Origin of the sequence: Liquorilactobacillus uvarum DSM 19971 (assembly GCF_001434935.1) — a bacterium.
Classification (GTDB): Bacteria; Bacillota; Bacilli; order Lactobacillales; family Lactobacillaceae; genus Liquorilactobacillus; species Liquorilactobacillus uvarum.
Map to the genome: position 1 here is coordinate 1 of NZ_AZEG01000031.1, position 18,958 is coordinate 18,958.

At 36.0% G+C, this 18,958-nt stretch carries 14 protein-coding genes and 1 pseudogene; 11 read left to right on the top strand and 4 right to left on the bottom strand.

Translation table 11 applies throughout. The features are described from left to right. The 3 genes from FD20_RS10520 to FD20_RS10530 all read left to right on the top strand — a co-directional run. Positions 1–808, top strand: an 808-nt coding sequence (locus FD20_RS10520) for a L,D-transpeptidase family protein (RefSeq protein ID WP_157060913.1), incomplete at its 5' end; no start/stop codon positions are given. Positions 809–1,067: 259 nt separating this feature from the next. Further along, on the top strand, positions 1,068–1,838 hold the full coding sequence (locus tag FD20_RS10525; RefSeq protein ID WP_057738419.1) for an SEL1-like repeat protein: 771 nt from the start codon (positions 1,068–1,070) through the stop codon (positions 1,836–1,838). Positions 1,839–1,847: 9 nt separating this feature from the next. Beyond that, entirely contained in the window at positions 1,848–2,123 is a 276-nt protein-coding gene (locus tag FD20_RS10530) for a single-stranded DNA-binding protein (protein WP_235807766.1), read from the top strand. Between the two features lie 552 nt (positions 2,124–2,675). Here the strand turns inward: FD20_RS10530 and FD20_RS10535 are convergent. Genes FD20_RS10535 through FD20_RS10545 form a run of 3 tightly spaced genes read right to left on the bottom strand, consistent with a single transcriptional unit; the run spans position 2,676 to position 4,889 of the window. Further along, positions 2,676–3,812, bottom strand: coding sequence for a trans-sulfuration enzyme family protein (locus FD20_RS10535; RefSeq protein WP_057738421.1), 1,137 nt, complete (start codon positions 3,810–3,812; stop codon positions 2,676–2,678). A gap of 44 nt (positions 3,813–3,856) precedes the next feature. After that, positions 3,857–4,198: a branched-chain amino acid transporter permease gene (locus FD20_RS10540; protein ID WP_057738423.1), complete on the bottom strand. Its 342-nt coding sequence runs from the start codon at positions 4,196–4,198 to the stop codon at positions 3,857–3,859. Further along, on the bottom strand, positions 4,185–4,889 hold the full coding sequence (locus FD20_RS10545; protein ID WP_057738426.1) for an AzlC family ABC transporter permease: 705 nt from the start codon (positions 4,887–4,889) through the stop codon (positions 4,185–4,187). Before FD20_RS10545 ends, FD20_RS10540 begins: the two co-directional genes overlap by 14 nt. 121 nt (positions 4,890–5,010) lie before the next feature. Between FD20_RS10545 and FD20_RS10550 the strand changes: the two genes are divergently transcribed. From FD20_RS10550 to FD20_RS10565, 4 genes and pseudogenes are all read left to right on the top strand, one after another. After that, positions 5,011–6,417: an aminotransferase-like domain-containing protein gene (locus tag FD20_RS10550; RefSeq protein WP_057738427.1), complete on the top strand. Its 1,407-nt coding sequence runs from the start codon at positions 5,011–5,013 to the stop codon at positions 6,415–6,417. 307 nt (positions 6,418–6,724) lie between these two features. Further along, on the top strand, positions 6,725–7,834 hold the full coding sequence (gene nrdF, locus FD20_RS10555) for a class 1b ribonucleoside-diphosphate reductase subunit beta (RefSeq protein ID WP_083489126.1): 1,110 nt from the start codon (positions 6,725–6,727) through the stop codon (positions 7,832–7,834). 92 nt (positions 7,835–7,926) lie between these two features. Beyond that, positions 7,927–8,433: a class Ib ribonucleoside-diphosphate reductase assembly flavoprotein NrdI gene (locus FD20_RS10560; protein WP_057738429.1), complete on the top strand. Its 507-nt coding sequence runs from the start codon at positions 7,927–7,929 to the stop codon at positions 8,431–8,433. A 134-nt stretch (positions 8,434–8,567) separates the two neighbouring features. Continuing rightward, a pseudogene (locus FD20_RS10565) lies at positions 8,568–9,496 on the top strand (L-lactate dehydrogenase). Positions 9,497–9,977: 481 nt separating this feature from the next. On the opposite strand, the gene FD20_RS10570 reads toward FD20_RS10565, so the two are convergent. Beyond that, complete coding sequence (locus FD20_RS10570) at positions 9,978–10,517, bottom strand: TetR/AcrR family transcriptional regulator (protein ID WP_057738431.1); 540 nt, start codon at positions 10,515–10,517, stop codon at positions 9,978–9,980. 176 nt (positions 10,518–10,693) lie between these two features. Between FD20_RS10570 and FD20_RS10575 the strand changes: the two genes are divergently transcribed. From FD20_RS10575 to FD20_RS10590, 4 genes are all read left to right on the top strand, one after another. Then, on the top strand, positions 10,694–14,758 hold the full coding sequence (locus FD20_RS10575; RefSeq protein WP_057738438.1) for an MMPL family transporter: 4,065 nt from the start codon (positions 10,694–10,696) through the stop codon (positions 14,756–14,758). Between the two features lie 370 nt (positions 14,759–15,128). Beyond that, positions 15,129–16,346 carry an aminotransferase-like domain-containing protein gene (locus FD20_RS10580; RefSeq protein WP_057738440.1) on the top strand — a complete coding sequence of 406 codons (1,218 nt, stop codon included), beginning with the start codon at positions 15,129–15,131 and terminating at the stop codon, positions 16,344–16,346. Between the two features lie 192 nt (positions 16,347–16,538). Further along, entirely contained in the window at positions 16,539–17,657 is a 1,119-nt protein-coding gene (locus FD20_RS10585; protein ID WP_057738442.1) for an iron-containing alcohol dehydrogenase, read from the top strand. An 851-nt stretch (positions 17,658–18,508) separates the two neighbouring features. Next, positions 18,509–18,958: KxYKxGKxW signal peptide domain-containing protein (locus FD20_RS10590; RefSeq protein ID WP_170207697.1), on the top strand; the 450-nt coding region annotated here is incomplete at its 3' end.

Sequence of the window (18,958 nt, forward strand, 5' to 3'; positions counted from 1 at the left end):
TGGTCAAATGCAATATGGCCAGCAGCATATCAATAGTAAATGGTACTTGTTCGATCAGAATACAGGTGCGATGAAGACTGGTTTTCAGTATATAGCAAATCAGAACAAAATAGTTTATTATGACAGCCAAGGGCGGATGCTGTATGGTTCACAAACCATAAATGGAAAGTCATATAATCTTAATACTGCCACGGGTGCATTGACTACCGTTGATGCAATTGGTCTGAAATTAGCCGCAGCTTCTTTTGCGGATAAAACATCTCAAACAGTTGTAACTGTTGCAAGTGGAAGTAAAGCTTCAGTATATCTTTACAGCAAAGATAAAAATGGTATTTGGTATCGTAGCCTGTCAACTTCGGGTTTTGTCGGAAGCAGTGGTGTTGGGAAGGCGAGTGAAGGCTCAAGTACAACTCCAATTGGAGCATACTCCTTAGGAATGGCATTTGGCACGCATGCGAGTGTGAATACTTCGCTGGCCTACCGGCAAATTGATAGCAAGTCTTATTGGATCGAGGATGTTGATGATAGTGACTATAACACTTGGCAAGAACGTTCATGGGCTAATAGTAAAAATGAACATTTAGCCGACTACCCAACTCAATATGAGTATGCTATTGTTATTAATTATAATACGTCACAAAGGACTAAGGGAGCGGGCTCAGGCTTTTTCTTACATGTGGCCAACGGTAGAGCAACTGCTGGTTGTGTTTCAGTTCCACGCAGTGTCATACTTCAATTGCTTAGCACTCTGAAGTCCGGAGCGTATATTGTGAATGTCAACAATGTTAATCAGATTTCAAATTACTAAAAAACGAGTTTCACTTACTAAAAATTAAAAATTTAATAGTTAAGAAAAGTAAAATAATGAGGCGTATCTTATCGTTAGGGTCGAATATAGGCTTTGATGTTGTTGATATACCTCATTTTAGTTTGCTTTTTATTTCTAAATAAGCGATTGAACTAAACGATCTGAATGATCTTTTTTTGGAAAACGTTTTTTTTACACAAATGTGGTATAATGCCTTTACTTAAGGTCTAAAAATATTTTTCAAGGACGGGGTTGAAGAATGAGAAAAAAACGTAGTTATGAAGATAGCTTTGAAAGATTATGTACTCGTCTGGACCATCAACTGAACATTAAATATAAATATAATATTCATACTAAAGTAATACTACTTGAGAATGAAGCTGATTTTGCGGGTGTGGAATATATGGATGCTGTTGTGAAAGTTATAGAAAAAGAAAAAGAACTTGGTGTATTGAGCGAGTATGATGTTTCGGAGGAACTGTACGAAGCGTGTAAATCGAAACGGCCAGGAGCATATCAGCTTTTGGTCAAAATGGTGCGAAAAATAGAGAACGATAATGAAACGACGCTGACAATGTTAAAGACAGCAGCAATGGCAGGAAGTGAAGCAAGTTGGGAATTTCTTCAATATTTTGCTGAATGTTGCTGGGATGAGCTGGATGCGGCTAAAACACTTAATGTTTATCAGTTTGAACTAGAACAAGGAGTGGAAGGTGCACGTGTAAAGATGGGAATGGTTTATGATGAACTTTTGGAAGACCATATGCAGGCTGCACATTGTTATCGCTTGGCTTTTCAAGAGGGTGATGAATCAGCGGCTTATAATTTGGCATTCACGTATAGGTATATGAAACCACAGGATTTATTACTAGCTGAAAAGTGGTTTGAGGTCTCTATCAAAAGAGATAAATATCCTCATTCTTTGCGCGAACTTGGCGAACTTTATGTAGCGACAGACAGAGAACAAATGGGTTTGCTCATGATAAAACAGGCTGATCAGCAGATTGCTAAAATGCTGAGTGAGCAATGAGAGTTTAAGATGAAGAAATTTGTGTGCAGGGAGATGTTTTTTACGAACAGCGAATTAAAAAACATTTTTGAAGTAATTGATATGCAACTGGCTAATATACCGAATAAGCACTCTTTTTCATTACCGGAACTATATGGAGAAATAGAATGGAACAAACTCTACATTGGTGATCGAGTAATGACCGGAAACATATTCCGGCGGGAGGTTCTGAAGGGACATTATGCAGATGTTAGTCTGCTTCCAAAAAAAGACGGCAAAAATCGTTCCCAATATGTTAAACATTAAAAAAATATTTTGTTATGCACGCAAAATGTTGTGATCACATGCTCAAAAAAATATTTAAATAAAAAAACAAATAAGGGGCTGCATTGAAAGACTAACATCATTTTTGTATATGTGGTAGTATTAAGTTGAAAGTTTTTGTAAAGCCAATAGGAATGCGATGAATTATGATGACAACATTATTTGTTATAACATTAGTAATAGTATTAAGCGGACTGATGTGGACTAATCTGGGATGGCTAGTGAGCTGGTCGCTTACTTTTATGGTATTTATGGGCGGCATGTGCGATATGATAGTAAGCTTAGTGGCTTGGTTGTTTAAAAAAGTGAGAATGCTTTGATGTGTCAGTCACTTATATGAATGTAAAAAATTTTTGAATTAGTAAGATTTTTACTTTTTACCACATTAGACAAAATAAGATTAGATTCAGTTAGAAATTGGTTATATACAATTCCTGGCTGGATCTAATCTTATTTTTAATTGAGTTCTATTTTCAGATTAGCATTTCTTAAATTCAATCTTTTCGAGTACTGTTATCCTTGAGAGCAGGGCAACTAGTGCAGCGCTTGTTCAAAGTCTTCTAAGAGATCCTCAACATTTTCTATCCCACAAGACAAACGTAACAGTTCATCTGTGACACCTTGTTTTTGGCGTTCTTCTGGAGTCAAACAAGCATGTGACATGGTAGCAGGGTGCGAAAGAATAGATTCAACTCCCCCTAAACTGACGGCTAAAATGGGTAGTTTTATTCTTTGGGTTAATTTTTTGAGTGTTTCTTTGTCATAAACTTCGAAAGATAGGACCGCTCCGCCATTTGAGGCTTGGCGTGCATGAATAACTGCATTAGGATGTTTTTCTAATCCAGGATAGTAAACATGTTTGATCTTTGGGTTACTTGACAAATACTCAGCTATTTTTTGAGCATTTTCAACAGCTTTTTCCATACGTAAGCCCATGGTTTTCATTCCGCGTAAAACAAGCCAAGCATCCTCGACTCCAAGAATCGCGCCAAAGTTCTTTTGTAGAAGACGTAATTTATCAGCTAAAGAACTTTGATTTGTAGCAACTAAACCAGCAACTACATCACTATGACCATTGACAAATTTTGTTACACTTTCAAGGACGATATCGCTTCCCATAGCAAGCGGCTGCTGATATAAAGCAGTCATAAATGTATTATCAGTAACGGTTAAAATATTATTTTTATGTGCTAATTCAACAATTTTTTGAATATCGCAGACCTTTAGCAAGGGATTTGAAGGAGTTTCGATATAAATCAGTTTTGTATTCGAATGAATATTAGCTTCAATGTCCTTCAAGTCTGACATATCGACAAATGAAACGCTGATCTTATATTTTGGAAGGATTTCCGTTGCAAATTGGCAAGTGCCTCCATAAACTTCAATAGGAGCAATAATGTGATCACCAGCATTCAAAAGCATGAGAACATTTGCAATAGCTGCCATTCCGGAAGAATAAGCTAAAGCATACTCTGAGTTTTCAAGCGAACAAAATCCCTTTTCTAAAGCATCAACGGTCGGATTTCCAAATCTTGTATATAAATATTTTTGGGGTTGACCATATAATTCTTTTTGGCCGAATGTTGATGATTGATATTTAGGAATCGAGGATGCACCAGTGGAGCTGTCAACAACAGGATAGTCATGCAGTAATTTAGTATTTATTTTCATTATTTATAATTCCCTTCAAAAAATTATTTGGATAATATTGTTACTTAAAGTATAGATGTGAGATTAAAAAAATTTAGCAGTAAGATATAACTGCATGTGCCTATACTAATGGATAAGAACATGTTCTTTTTCCAAAGGTGAACAAGTACTGTAATCACGCCGGCAATAATTTCAAAAACTGAATTTGAAGTGAAATTAGCAGGAAGATCTTTATAACAATAAATGACTAGTACCCCTAGAATTGCAGGCGGTAAAAATTTGCCTAAGCGCTGAATAAAGATAGGAATAGGTTTATTGCCGGGAAATAAAAGAAATGGTAAAAAACGAGTCAGTATAGTTCCGAAAGCCGCGATGCTGATGGTTAAAATTTCTTCAGTTAGACTCATGTGTTTTCACCCTCCAATTTTCCTTGATGCAAAAAATACCAGTGATTAACAACATGCTAAGAGGCAAAAATAGTTCTTTCCCTAGAACAATTAGTAGAATTGAAGAGACGAGAATGCCGCATAAAGAACTGAAGTGGTTATTCTCACGCAGTAGTTGATCAACGAAAAGTACAATAAATAAGGCAGTCATAACAAAAGACAAACCTTTCAGATTAAAATGTATGATACTGCCGAAAAGGCCTCCTAACATTGAAGAAAACACCCAGTAAAATTGATTTAAACAGGTGACATAAAACATGAACCAAACTTGATCAATATCTTTTGGTGGATCTGTCGCATAATTTACCGAAAAAGATTCGTCACACATTCCAAAAATCAAGTAGTATTTCTTCCAACCAGCAACATTATATTTTTCAAGCATTGAAATCCCATAAAATAAATGTCGCGAATTAATAATAAGGGTTAGAAAAAGCACAGACAGTGGATCAAATGAGTGGATCAGTAAATTTGCGATAACAAATTCTAAAGATCCTGCAAAAATAGTAAAAGCCATTAAGGTGGGGTAGAGAAAGTTAAATCCTTCTTGATGCATATACATCCCATAGGCCATTCCAATGAACAAGAATCCAGTCATAATTGGTAAAGTTTTTTTCAGTGCAAACTTAAAAGCAGTAGATTTCACGGTATCCATTATGAATAACAACCTCCCTCAATCTCCTATAATAAAATATTAGCACTGAAAATAGTACAATCAATGCTATAATTGTATGCATTACAATATTTTTCAAACTTATGAAAGGTTGTGGTTGGATATGTCAGTCAATATTTTTGAACAGAACTCTTTAACGTGGATGCCAAAAAGGAAAACACTAAAACGACCAATTTATAAAGCGCTAGTTAATAGAATGGAAAACGATGTCAATGAAGGTATCTTGTTGCCTGGAACAAAATTACCCTCACAAAGAGAACTAGCGGATTTTTTAGATATTAACTTCACGACAGTTACGAGGGCGTATAAATTGAGTGAACAATTGGGGCTGACATATGGCCTTATTGGCAAGGGAACTTATATAGCACAGACTGCTAATAAAACAATTTCAATTTCATCTTTATACAAAGATTCCTTATTTGAATTAGGATTGAATTCATCGTTTGAACAATGCAATAATATGTTAAACACAACGGTTGCAGATGTTGCCAACAAATCCAGTCTAGAATCTTTGTTGAATTACAAAAATGCTGTTGGTACTGTTTTTCAAAGGCAAGTTGCATTAAATTATTTAGTCAAACTAGGCATCAAAACAAAAATTGATAATATAGCTATCACTTCTGGCGGCCAAAACGCATTAACAATTATATTACTGGGATTGTTTAATCCAAATGATAGAATTGCGGTAGATCGTTTCACGTATGCAAATTTTATCGAATTAGCCAAAATGATAAACATCAAATTAGTTCCGATAGACTTTGATAGTGAAGGAATGCGACCTGAATATTTGGATAAGGCATGTAAGAATAGTGATTTGCACGGAATATATTTAATGACAGGTTGTTCTAATCCAACCGGTATCAGGATGTCAGAAAAGCGTTGTAGATTATTAGCCGAAGTAATTAAAAAAAATAAATTAATTGTTATAGAGGACGACTACCTAGGTTTTATTGGCATGGGTAAAGAAAATAAAATGGTTAAACTGAGCTCATTGCTACCCGATCAGAGTGTTTATATCTGTAGTATGTCTAAACCGGTCGCTACAGGATTGCGAGTAGGATATTTGGTTTTCCCGGATGATTATCGCCAGGCTTTGCAACAGTCGTTATGCAACATTAATGTCAAAACATCTTCATTAGACGCAGAGATTATAACGCAAGCGTTATTGAACGGATCAGCCTATAAAATTATGCATAAAAAAATACAATTAGCTCTCAAAGCAAATACTATCTTTTCTAATATTTTTGTCGCTGAACAAACAAAACACAAAAATATTCCGGCTTTTATCAAATGGTTGCCTTTGAAAAAGAACAATATAGGAGCAGAAGCAATTGAATCTTTGTTACTAGCTAATGGAATCAGGGTTTTTCATTCTGACCGTTTCTTAGCTGGGCCTAAAATTAAACATGAATTCCTGAGAATTTCCTTATCAGCAACTAAAACAATTGAGTTATTGGAACCAGCCTTAATGAAGCTTAAAATTGTATTAGAAGAGCAGAACCTGATTTAAAGAAAAATTAGTTAAGCTCCTAATTAGTTCTTTTTAGTAGTTTGACAATAGTTTGATAGTTTTAAGAGACAAAAAAAGAACTATTTTCTTCAAGCAAAAGAAGCTTTAGTCCACTTGATAAAAGTGATTCTATTGAGTTCTTTTACCCGAAGGTGTTATGCAAATTGACTTAAAAATTTTCCTGCTTAAGTCAGAAATCTTCAACTATATATTGTATTGAAAACAGCAAAGTATTACTATATATAGTGTGAATCCGTAAGTGGAGCGAAAGTGAGCCTTTGGAAAATACATAAAGGGAGTAAATGTAATGGAAAATAAAAAAGCTATCAATTGGAATAATATCGCTGATCAAATCGATAAAGCAACATGGGAAAAATTGACAGAGCAGTTTTGGCTTGATACACGTATTCCAGTTTCAAATGACCTACATGATTGGGCAGAATTAAGTAGTGATGAGCAATGGCTTGTCGGACATATTTTTGGGGGCTTGACAATGCTTGACACTGTACAATCTGAAGATGGGATGGCAGCATTAAGCAAAGATGTTCGTACACAGCATGAACGAGCAGTTTTAAATAATATTCAATTTATGGAATCCGTACATGCAAAAAGCTACTCGACTATTTTTTCTACTTTGAATACAATACCCGAAATTGACGAAATTTTTAATTGGAGTGACACCAATCAATTACTGCAGAATAAAGCACAATGGATTATAGACATTTATCATAATGATCCTGATCCATTACACAAAAAAGTCGCAAATGTTTTTTTAGAAACCTGTCTTTTTTATTCAGGTTTCTATACGCCACTGTATTATGCCGGCAACAACAAGTTAAATAATGTAGCTGAAATTATCAAATTAATTTTGCGTGATGAATCTGTGCATGGGACATATATTGGTTACAAATTCCAGGTAGGTAAAAAAGAACTGTCAGAAGCAGAACAGCAGAAGCAACGTGACTGGCTATATAATTTTTTATATAAGTTGTATGAGAATGAGGAAAAGTATGCTGCCTTACTTTATGATAAAGTTGGTTGGACAAGTGAGGTCATGACTTTTGTTCGTTATAATGCTAACAAGGCTCTAATGAATCTAGGCGAAGAACCGCTATTTCCAGAAACAGCAGATGATGTTAACCCAATTGTTATTAATGGGATTTCAACAACAACCGTCAACCATGACTTTTTCTCGCAAGTTGGTAATGGGTATCTGATGGGAAAAGTCGAGGCAATGAAAGATGATGATTATTTAATCGGATTGGATAACAGTTATCCATATTTGTCAGATAAGAGTCGCAAGTTCAAGAAAAGTGAACATGAAGTCCTAGGATCAAATGACAATGGCAAGTTCAAGATTGCTAAAAAAACAGGAGCTGTCTTTGCGGAAGATCCAACTGACAAATCCAAAAAATAAAAGCAGATAATAAATAAGTCGCAGTCTTAGTGAGATGCAAATTATTTTTGAATATTTGCTTAATCAAGAAAGATTATTAGGGAGTTTTGAAAATGGCTAACAGTAAGCGAAAAGATCCACTTAGAATTTTGTTTATCAGCATTGAAGGAAATACTCGTTCTTTTGTACATAAGCTTTCTGAATATGCGCAAAAGGCACATAAGCAAGATGAAAATATTAGACTGGTTGAATCGATTGAGGTCTCAGATGCGAGTGGAGAAATTTTGATGAAAGATCCTTTTGTAACGTTTGTTCCAACATATTTAAGCGGAGGAAATGGAATTCATAACGGTTATACTGAAATTATGACCGAAGAGTTGCGCTTTACTTTAGAAGACGAGGATAATTATAAGAATTGTTATGGGGTCGTAGGAAGTGGCAATAAAAACTTTAATGCCCAATATGGATTGACAGCCAAACATTATGCAAGCAAGTTTGATTTTCCGTTAATCGATCTTTATGAGTTGAGAGGGACGTCAGCTGATGTAGAACGCGTTTATGACCGACTCGTTGCTTACCAAACAGAATTTGAAAAGAAACTGGAAGCTTTCCAAAATTAAAAACCTCAAGGTTATAATTTGAAATGTTTTAGTGAAAATAAAGTATAATATGAGTAAGCCAAGCAGAGATTAATAACAAGTCTCTTTTAACTCGTAACTTTTGGGATCTAAACATTGAAAAGGAGGCTGACTCCATGAAAAAGCAGCGTAAAGTTATTTTAGTTGGAAATGGTGCAGTTGGTTCGTCTTTTGCATTTTCACTGTTGCAAAATATGTCTTCAGTCGAACTCGTAGTCATTGATATTAATAAAGAGAAAACAATGGGTGATGTGTTGGATCTGCAAGATGTGACGCCGATGACTGGAAGTAGTATTGTTCGAGCAGGAACTTACGAAGATGCGACCGATGCTGATATTGCAGTGGTTACAGCCGGTGTTCCGCGGCAGCCTGGAGAGACGCGGTTAGATCTGTTTAAGAAAAACACCAACATTCTTAAGGCGATCGTAATGCCAATCGTAAACAGCGGGTTTGACGGATGTTTTGTTATTTCAAGTAATCCAGTGGATGTCTTAACAACAATTACCCAGCATTTATCAGGATTTTCGAAGGAAAAAGTAATCGGCACAGGTACTTCATTGGATAGCGCTCGTTTGTGTGTTGAACTTGCATTGAAACTTAATGTGCTTGTTAGTGAAGTCAAAAATGCTTATGTATTGGGTGAGCATGGTGATAGTTTGTTTGCCACTTTTGCAGAAGCTACTGTTTTAGGAAAGAAACTTTCTGAGATTGCTGCTCTTGATAAGAAAAGCCTGCAAAAACTTGAAGAGTCAGTCAGAAAACGGGGCAGTAGGATTATTGATTTAAAAAAGCAACCCATTATGGGGTGGCAGTCTGTTTAATGAGAATCTGCAAGGCGATCTTGACCGACGAAGAAATAATGTTGCCTGTTTCGGCACCACTGGTAGGCCAGTATGGACAAAAGGGCATCTATTTAGGTACACCTGCTATAATAGGGACTGGCGGAATCAAACAAGTAATAGAGATGCAGTTAGTGCCGGCAGAGTTTCAGAAAATGAAACTATCAGCAGATAAAATGCGTGAAGTGCTAGTCTCATTGGAGTAGACAAGGATTCTTGAATCCGATAAACTAACCGTATGTTTTCAAAATTAATAATAATTAGCGAAAGATAGTAAAAAGAAGACGTGCGTATTTTGAGAAACAGCTGTATGAAAGCAAGCTATTTGTGACTTAAAGCACTTCGTCAATAGTAGAAAAGTTTGATTATTGAAATGTGTAATGCATATAATGTGTGATAAAAAATGTGCATTGGTTAATGATGAATTTTTTCCGAGTTCTGACAGTTTATGAGCTAGAGGCAAAAGCCGCCTCTTGAGAGGATCAATATCAAGCATAAATACCGTGTTCTGTTTTTATTATGAATTTTAGTGTTTGACTAATCATAGGAATAGGGCTGAATCAAAATAACTTTTGATTCAGCCCTATTTTAATGTATGGTTTTTAAATTAAGCCACTTTAAAAGTCATATTGAAATCTGTTTTTTTAAGATCTTATATTTTTTCAAGAAGTTTTTGAGATACATGGGTTAACATTCATTAATGATTTTAGCTAATTCTTCTGGGGATTCATTTAAACCGTTCTTCAGCCAGTAACGGATAACACCGACGGTTCCGTTTAGATAGAACTCATACATGTATTGACTCTCATGAATTCCGATACTAGATTTTACTTTCTTGTCTTGTTCAAGAATTTTATTTTTGGTTGAGGATAGAAAATGCATAAGAAAATCATGGTCATTACCTAAAATGTAAGATGCTACTGCATGATTTTCTTTGACAACTTCAAGTATTCCAGCCAAAACTGTTTCCCATGAATTTGGATGTTCAGTAAGTATGATTGCATCCAGTAATTCCTTACTTACGCTTTTTTCCATTGCATGCATGCAATCCTGTACGTCTTTGTAATGTGCATAGAAAGTTCCACGATTGACATCAGCTGCTTTACAGACAGCCGTAACCGTAATCTCATTTAAAGAATTGTTATTTTCATGTAGCAGCTTGATCAAACTTTCTTGAATAATACGTTTAGTCATCTGCGCACGACGATTATTTTTTACACCTACCATTGTTTCACCTCATTAAGTAGATAATATCTGTTGATCTGTTTATTTAATAACATTTTGATAGAAATTGATGATTGAAATTTTTGCTAATCTAAATTAACATATTGTTATTATTTAAACACATTATACATTAAATGTCACTATGAACTTTTAATAGTTTAATGGGGAAGGGGCAAAGAGTGAGAGGGAAAAGAAAGGGCTTTATCATACAGGCGATTGTCTGGTTAGTTGTTATGCTGGCAGCAATTGTCATGCTCCCAAATGTCAGCAGTCTGCTTCGTGAAAAAGGACAGACGAAATTACCAAGTACTGCTAAGAGTCAAGTAGCAGAGGCAATTCAAGATAATTGGGGGCGCAATCAAGGGGGAGCACGGCAGGTTATTGTTGTTTTCAATAACGGGTCATCACCTCTGACTGTGGCACAAAAGGCAAACATTGAGCAAACGATTCAGAATTTTAAGAACAATAAAAAGAAATATCATGTGAAGAGTTTGACCGCTGCGAGCGATAATGCTGCAGCAAAAAAACAATTGATATCAAAAGATAAATCGACACAGCTTTTGCAGCTTATGGTCGGTAATCAGCAGACAGTTGCTCAAATGAATAAAGATATTACCAAAGCAGCTAAGACAAACGGTGTCAAAACATATGTTACCGGGAGTGATATATTAAATGATGATTTCACTCAAGAAACAGAAACCGGAATCAAAAAAACTGAATTGATTACTGTAATCTTTATTTTTATTGTTTTGATGCTTGTGTTTAAATCACCAATCACACCATTGGTTTCGTTACTGTCAGTTGGTGTATCATTTATAATTTCGTTAAGTATAGTTATGAATTTGGTCGACAAGTTTAATTTTCCTCTATCGAATTTCACACAGGTTTTTATGGTTGTAGTCCTTTTTGGAATAGGGACTGACTATAATATTTTATTGTTTGATCAGTTTAAGGAGGAACTCAGTCGCGGAGGCGGTCGTGTTGAAGCAACACGAAAAGCGTTAAAAACTGCGGGCCGTACGATTCTTTACAGTGGTTCTTCAGTTTTGATTGGTTTTGCAACACTGGGTTTAGCAAAGTTTTCTGTTTATCGATCAGCAGTCGGCGTTGCAGTTGCAGTTGCTGTCTTACTCTTAGTTTTGCTGACGTTGAATCCATTTTTTATGGCCATATTGGGTCCGCATTTATTTTGGCCGATGAAAACTTTTGATGGCGGCAGCAGCAGTAAGTTATGGCATGGATTAGCGACACGTGCGGTTCGATTACCACTTGTTTATTTGGCAATCGTTCTCGGAGTTTCACTGCCGTTTCTTCTGCTTTACAGTAATGAGTTAAATTATGACACATTAGCTGAACTGAATGATTCAATTCCTGCCAAAAAGGGATTTAAGGTTGTTCAAAACCATTTTTCAAAGGGGACAGCTGAGCCATCAACACTTTATATCAAAAGTAATCATGCTTTGAATAATGAGAAAGACTTGAAAGAAATAGATGCGTTAACTAAACGTTTGCAAAAGATCAATGGAGTTAAAACAGTTGCGTCTGTTACGCAACCTGGTGGAACAAAGATTAATGATTTGTATGTCAATAAACAGCTTAAATCCGTTACTGGAGGCATGAAATCGGCTCGTAAAGGGTTGGGCAAAATTAGCAGTGGATTAGATAGTGCTGATAGCAAGCTGGGCAGTGCAAATATTCAGCAAGGTGTTTCAGGGGCCAAAAAGCTAGCAGATGGAACTAGCAAGCTGCAAAGCGGCAGCCAGCAGTTGGGAAGCGGTGCAGGACAATTAGCAAGTGGAGCTTCCACGCTTCAACAAGGTATCGTTACTTACTCTAATGGTGTTTTTACTGTTAATGATGGATTAAATCAACTGAATAGCAAAAGCAGTACGCTTTCAAGTGGTGTCAATAAGTTAGCTAACGGAGCCACATCACTGAACAACGGGTTAGGACAGTTAAATAGTCAAACAGGACAACTGACCGCTGGAATCGGTCAATTGGCAAGTGGAACTAGTTCTCTTTTTAACGGAACGCAAACACTTTCCAATGGACTTGATACCCTAAACGGCAAAAAATCTCAAGTATTGGCGGGAACCAGCACTTTAAGTGCAAGTGCTGCGAAACTTCAGCAGGGATCTGCACAAGTTTCGAATGGACTGCAGGAACTTGAAAACAAAGTGAGTGCTGCATCTTCAACTGGTAATACTGATCAGATAAATCAATTGAAGGCAAGTTTGCAAAAACTAAATACTGCTATGGCTGAATTAGAGGAGAGTTCAGGCTCCACCTCTATGCCGGATATCAGTAAGCTGCAGACAACAGCTCAGGCTCTGTCAGATTCAAGTAATACGGTAAAGAGCGATGCCGCAACGCTGCAGGAAGCACTCAAAAGTTTGACAAGTTCGTCTTCAACTTCAACTGGACTAACTTCTACGGATATTGAAGACATCGTTAATGCTGTCAACAAGGGTTCTCAAAGTAATGATGGACAGGCTTTGAGTGCCCAACAGACAGCAGCTTTGAAAACAGTTTTGGAATCCGTAGTTTCACAAAAAATCAATGCACAAAAAGATCAAGCACAAAGTGGTCTCACCACAGCAACTGCTAGTGCACAAAAATTACAAACTGATTTAACCTCGCTTTCTACCACTGGTGAAACCTTGACTGGTGAGTTGAATCAATTGAAATCATTGAGTACTCAAATGAGTCAATTATCAAATTTAGGGACATTAGCCTCTAATTCGATTAAAGCTAATAATGCCTCGATGCAGGCTCTGGATAAACTCAATGATGCAGTTTCTGGTATGCAGCAAATTCAAACAGCATTAGCTGGAACATCAAGTCAGGTTGGTCTTTTGGATGGATCGCAACAGGTTTCAACAGGGCTTAGTCAGTTAAGCGCGGGAACCAATGAAATGAAGAATAAGTTAAACGAGTACACAAATGGTGTTGCCAGTGCAGCAACCGGAGCTGATAAACTGAATAATGGCGCTTCAACATTAAATAGTGGTGTTGGTCAATTGAGTTCTAAAACGCCAGCACTCGTCAGCGGCATTAGCCGTCTGAATGATGGATCAACGCAGCTGGCATCAGGTATGACAACCTTGCAAAGCCAAGTACCACAATTGACTGGGGCAATCGGAGCATTGAATGCTGGAACCAGCAAACTTGCAGCAAATTCTTCTAAATTGACTAAGGGTGCTGGGCAGTTAGCATCAGGCAACAAACAGTTGGCTGATAAGCAAGGTGAACTGACCTCTGGATTGGGAACGGTCAATAGCGGTCAGCAAACAATGTATAATTCGTTACAAGGTCTTGTGTCACAGATGAGTGCATTGCAAAATGGGTTAAAGTCAGCAAGTACTGGAACAAAGACGATTAATAAAGGTGTAGGATCCGCAAATAGTTATCTAAAGGGACTTAAGAATTCTGCAGCCGCTAATACTTATTATGTTCCGAAGAAAGTTTTGAAGGGCAAAACGTACAATGAAGCGATAAAGACATATATGTCTGAGGATAAACATGCGACATCGATTACAATTATTTTAAATGAAAATCCAAGTTCTAAAAAAGCAATGAGCAAAATTACGGAAATACAATCTCAAGCACAGAAATCATTAAAGGGAACATCTTTGGCTGGTGCAACTGTTGCTGCCGGAGGTGAGACGTCTTCGATTAATGATATTCAAAAAATTGCATCTAATGATTTCCTCCGGACAGCTTCGATCATGCTAGTGGGAATATTGTTAGCTTTGATGGTAATTACACGTTCAATTTTGCAACCATTCTATATTTTAGGAACATTGCTGCTTGCCTATGTGATGTCTTTGAGTATTACGCGACTTCTTAGCCATATTTTCATGGGTCAAGATATGCTAACATGGAACACACCGTTCTTTGGTTTTATCATGCTGATTGCTTTAGGCGTTGATTACAGTATTTTTCTAATGATGAAGTATCGTGAGTTTGATAATGTATCTGCAACCCCAAGCACTAGAATAATTCGTGCTTCAGCGGTTATCGGTTCTGTTGTTCTGTCAGCAGCGCTGATTCTAAGCGGAACATTTGCGGCACTTATTCCGTCAGGTGTGTTAACACTGATTCAAGTAGCTTTGGTTGTAATTATTGGGTTGATGATTTTAGTTTTTGCAATTCCAGTAGTTATTCCAAGTTTGATTAGGTTAACGTACCCATTGACTGACAGAATGGAGAAAGAACAAGAATCAGATACAAAGGAAAAGTAAAATAGTTAAGTGATAATTAGATATGAGTAAGAACAGGGGATCAGGGCAAAGCACAAATTTGACCTGCTCTCTTTTTTTATCTCGTATTATGTGAATGAGCATTTTTCAATTACGCGGCTTAAGCACGCACTTATCATACAACTCCAGACTATGGACTATGACACAGTACTTAAAACCCAATATGAGCGTACTTTCATTGCGTAAATTAGGAACATTGAATGGAATGTTCAGTATATTTAAAAGACAGATAGTTACTTAATTGAATAAAATTCATCTTATAATGAAAAAGTTGAATTTTATTTATCATATAAATTAGGATATACTAAAAACATCAAATAAAGAGAAGCAAGAGTTGAGGAGGACGGTATACATGAATGAAGTATTTGCAGATCGTGTTGTGATGGGATCAGAGGATCGTCTGGCTGAAATGTTTGGCGGAAGCCTTGGTGAAGACGGAATAAAGTTTTCTGCAGGGAATCCTAATGCTGAGCTTTTTCCTATAATGCAAATGAAGAAGGCTTTTAATAAAGCCATTGAGAAGTCGGGTAGTCAAATTTTTGAGTATCAGACCGTCAGTGGCTTTGAAAATTTGCGGAGACGTTTAGCGCAATGGGCTGGTCAAACAGCCGACATTAAAGCTGTTGCAGACAACATTTTGATAACGCAAGGCGGTCAACAAGCTTTGGACCTCATTGGAAAACTTTTGCTGAATGCTGGGGATGAAGTTGTGGTTGAAGCGCCGACCTATGTTGGAGCATTGTCGGCTTTTGATCAGTATGATCCTTACTATTATGATGTTGCAATGGAAGATGATGGCATAAATTTGGAACAATTGGAGTCAGTACTTCAGGCACATCCAAATATTAAGTTACTGTATACCGTTCCAGATTTTCATAATCCAACAGGTGTAACACTTTCATTAAATAAACGCAAGAAATTAGTTGAACTTGCAGAGAAATATGATTTCTTCATTCTTGAAGACACACCGTATCGTGATTTGCGTTACAAGGGAACAAAGCTTCCTTCTATTAAGTCATTTGATCGTCATGGACATGTTTTATTCGTTAGCAGTTTTTCTAAAATTTTAATGCCAGGTTTGAGAGTTGGCTGGGTCGTTGCAGATAAGGAAATAATTGATCGTCTGCGGAAGCTGAAGACAAGTAGTGACTTGGAAACACCAGGCATTGTTTTAGCAGCGCTTGATCAATATATGGAAGATAATGATTTAAGAAAACACATTGAAGGCATGCTACAGACATATCGGAGCCGTTTGGACGCTATGCTTGCTGTTCTTGATGAAACAATGCCAGCAGATGTCCACTATACGCGACCAGAAGGTGGTTTCTTCATTTGGCTAACTTTACCAGAAATCATTGATGCGCAAAAACTGTTAAGTGAAATTTGTATTCCGAAGGATCGAATAAGTTTTGTCCCTGGAAAGGTTTTTTATGCACATAGAAACAAAAAAAATGGAATGCGCTTGAACTTTTCAGGTGTGAATGAAGAACGGATTAATGTCGGAATTACGAAATTAGCTAAGAGTATTCGAACTGCAATTAAAGCAAATGAAGTTGGGGCACTTCTATGAAAGAATGCGCGACTGTCATAATAATAGCGTTATAAAAATGTATTTGACTTTTATCAGAGTAGTGGGCACTTTGAGACAAGAATTATGCATTTTTTTATTGCTAAAAATGAATGTTTTGTCTAATATTAATTTCGAAGGGCAGTTAGTTGGTCCTGTGCACAGATTTTTCAAAAAATAGTGGGGTGTTTAAAAATGTCATCTTTTATAGTTAAGCCGATTATTCGAACAAGCACTGATTTACAAGATTTTTTCAATACTATCCATACTAGTGATGAAGATGTGTTATTGACAAATCGATACATTATCGAACCGCATTTTCCGTTGGATTCAATTCCTGTTGATACTATTTTTTTAGAAGATTATTTGAAAGGTGAACCCACCGACGTTGCAGCTGATAAACTATTAAGCAGACTTGGTGAAAAAAATTACAAGCGTGTTATTGCTATTGGTGGTGGTTCAGTAATCGATAATGCTAAACTTTCTGTTTATGGTAAAGGACTCACAATTGCTGAACTTGTTAAAAAGGGTAAGGAACTGCCTAAAAAACGTGAATTGATTATTATTCCAACCACGACTGGAACTGGGAGCGAAGTAACCAATGTCGCTGTTTTCAATTTTGTTTCTCAAAAAACAAAGATTGGTTTAGCTTACGATCAGATGTACGCAGATCAAGTATATTTAATTGGTCAATTGGCAACAACAATGCCATACAAGGTTTTTGCAACCAGCTCAATTGATGCATTAGTTCACTCAATTGAATCATACATATCACCCAAGGCAACGTCATTTAGCAAAAGTTTCTCTTTAAGCGCAATGACAACGTTTCTGCGTGGTTATCGTAAAATGATTTTCGAGAAAAGTATAGGGAAAACTCCCCAAGGAAGGGATTTACAACAGTTTCTTGAAGCAAGTACACAGGCTGGTATAGCTTTTGGAAATGCTGGTTGTGGTCCAGTTCATGCTCTAGCTTATCCAATTGGCGCTGAATTTCATATCGCACATGGTCAATCTAATTACCTCGTCTTCAGTGGAACATTTAGAAAATATCAGGAATTAGGAGCAGATTTAAGCGAATTGGAAATGGTTTTAGCAAATGAGTTGTCTGTGCAACCTAATCAAGTGTGGGAATGTTTAGAAAACATTATTGATTTGATTCTACCGAATCAAAGATTACGTCAAATTGGAATGGATGAAAAAATGTGTCAAGAATTTGCTAAATCAGTTATTGATAACCAACAGCGGTTAATGATCAATTCACCAATCGAACTGACAAAAGATGATGTTGCATCCATCTATAATAACCTTTTATAAAAAAATTAATCGATTTATTTAGTTTTCAATGAAGTACTGATTAAAGTTAAAGTCTCGCAAGAATTGAAATTAATTCAATTCTTACGAGACTTTTTTTGTAAAGATCAATATTTGTTACAGTTAAATTTCTTGTTTTTATTAAAATTTGAATTGTTATTTTCGATATATATGAAATTTACCAGCTATAAATTAAATAAAAATGGCATTATTCTCATTTGATAAAATGGGGAACAAAGCTAATATAAACTTTTTGGGCCTGGAACTGTTCTTAAAAAGTTATAATAATGATTAGTTTTTCATAACTAAATAAATGTATGCGCTTAACAGACTGTTTATTTTAATATGCTCTCATAAGGGATAACTATTGAGCTAGTTACACTGTCTTTATTAAAACATGCACCTAAAAATAAAAAGCGCAAGAATATAAAATTTTTTCAAAAAGATGAAATATATGTATTTAAATTAAATTATTTATATTAATATATATTTTGTAATGTGTATTACATCAAATAAGTTTGATAAAATTAGTTTATTTTAATTTAAAAAGTAAACCAAAAAAAGTATGATAATATTTTAAATGTTTAGATTCTTTTATGATTCTTTTATGAAATTTTATAATTACTATGTCGATAAAAGATTCATAAACTATTCTAAAAAAGCACTTATATTTATAAATTATAAAATGTTGTTGGAAACATAAAAAAGGATGGTGGAGACTATTTCTTTAAAAAATTTTTATTTTTGTTGTTTAATCAAAAAAACGTTGATTATAAAACGAAATTAAAGGATTTGAGAAATGCTTAAATCTGAAGAATATTGTAATTACTTTTTTAATTGGGGAGAGAATTGATATGTTGGATAATAAATTACACTACAAAATGTATAAAAAAGGAAGGAATTGGGTTTTTGCAGCTATAACGGTCCTGTCGTTGGCCTTAGGACTGGCAAACGCCGAACAATCGATAAAGGCTGATGCAGTTAATAATAATACTGCCACGATAGAGAAAAATTTTGCAAATTCGAATGACACTCAAACAACAGCAGCCAATGATCAGCAGACAGCAACGCAAAATAATGATCGAACGGCGCAGCAAACAACTACGGTAGCAGCCAATGATCAACAGACAGCAACGCAAAATAATGATCAAACGGCGCAGCAAACAACCATGGCAGTGGCCAATGATCAACAGACAGCAACGCAAAATAATGATCAAACGGCGCAGCAAACAACTACGGCAGCTGCAAATGATCAACAGACAGCAACGCAAAACAATGATCAAACGGCGCAGCAAACAACTGCG

Excerpts from the sequence above, each read along its gene's own strand:
- FD20_RS10585 (WP_057738442.1), top strand. The coding sequence starts at position 16,539 with ATGTCATCTTTTATAGTTAAGCCGATTATTCGAACAAGCACTGATTTA.
- FD20_RS10580 (WP_057738440.1), top strand. The coding sequence starts at position 15,129 with ATGAATGAAGTATTTGCAGATCGTGTTGTGATGGGATCAGAGGATCGT.
- FD20_RS10540 (WP_057738423.1), bottom strand. The coding sequence starts at position 4,198 with ATGAGTCTAACTGAAGAAATTTTAACCATCAGCATCGCGGCTTTCGGA.
- FD20_RS10570 (WP_057738431.1), bottom strand. The coding sequence starts at position 10,517 with ATGGTAGGTGTAAAAAATAATCGTCGTGCGCAGATGACTAAACGTATT.
- FD20_RS10550 (WP_057738427.1), top strand. The coding sequence starts at position 5,011 with ATGTCAGTCAATATTTTTGAACAGAACTCTTTAACGTGGATGCCAAAA.
- nrdF (WP_083489126.1), top strand. The coding sequence starts at position 6,725 with ATGGAAAATAAAAAAGCTATCAATTGGAATAATATCGCTGATCAAATC.
- FD20_RS10530 (WP_235807766.1), top strand. The coding sequence starts at position 1,848 with ATGAAGAAATTTGTGTGCAGGGAGATGTTTTTTACGAACAGCGAATTA.
- FD20_RS10535 (WP_057738421.1), bottom strand. The coding sequence starts at position 3,812 with ATGAAAATAAATACTAAATTACTGCATGACTATCCTGTTGTTGACAGC.
- FD20_RS10545 (WP_057738426.1), bottom strand. The coding sequence starts at position 4,889 with ATGGATACCGTGAAATCTACTGCTTTTAAGTTTGCACTGAAAAAAACT.
- FD20_RS10560 (WP_057738429.1), top strand. The coding sequence starts at position 7,927 with ATGGCTAACAGTAAGCGAAAAGATCCACTTAGAATTTTGTTTATCAGC.
- FD20_RS10525 (WP_057738419.1), top strand. The coding sequence starts at position 1,068 with ATGAGAAAAAAACGTAGTTATGAAGATAGCTTTGAAAGATTATGTACT.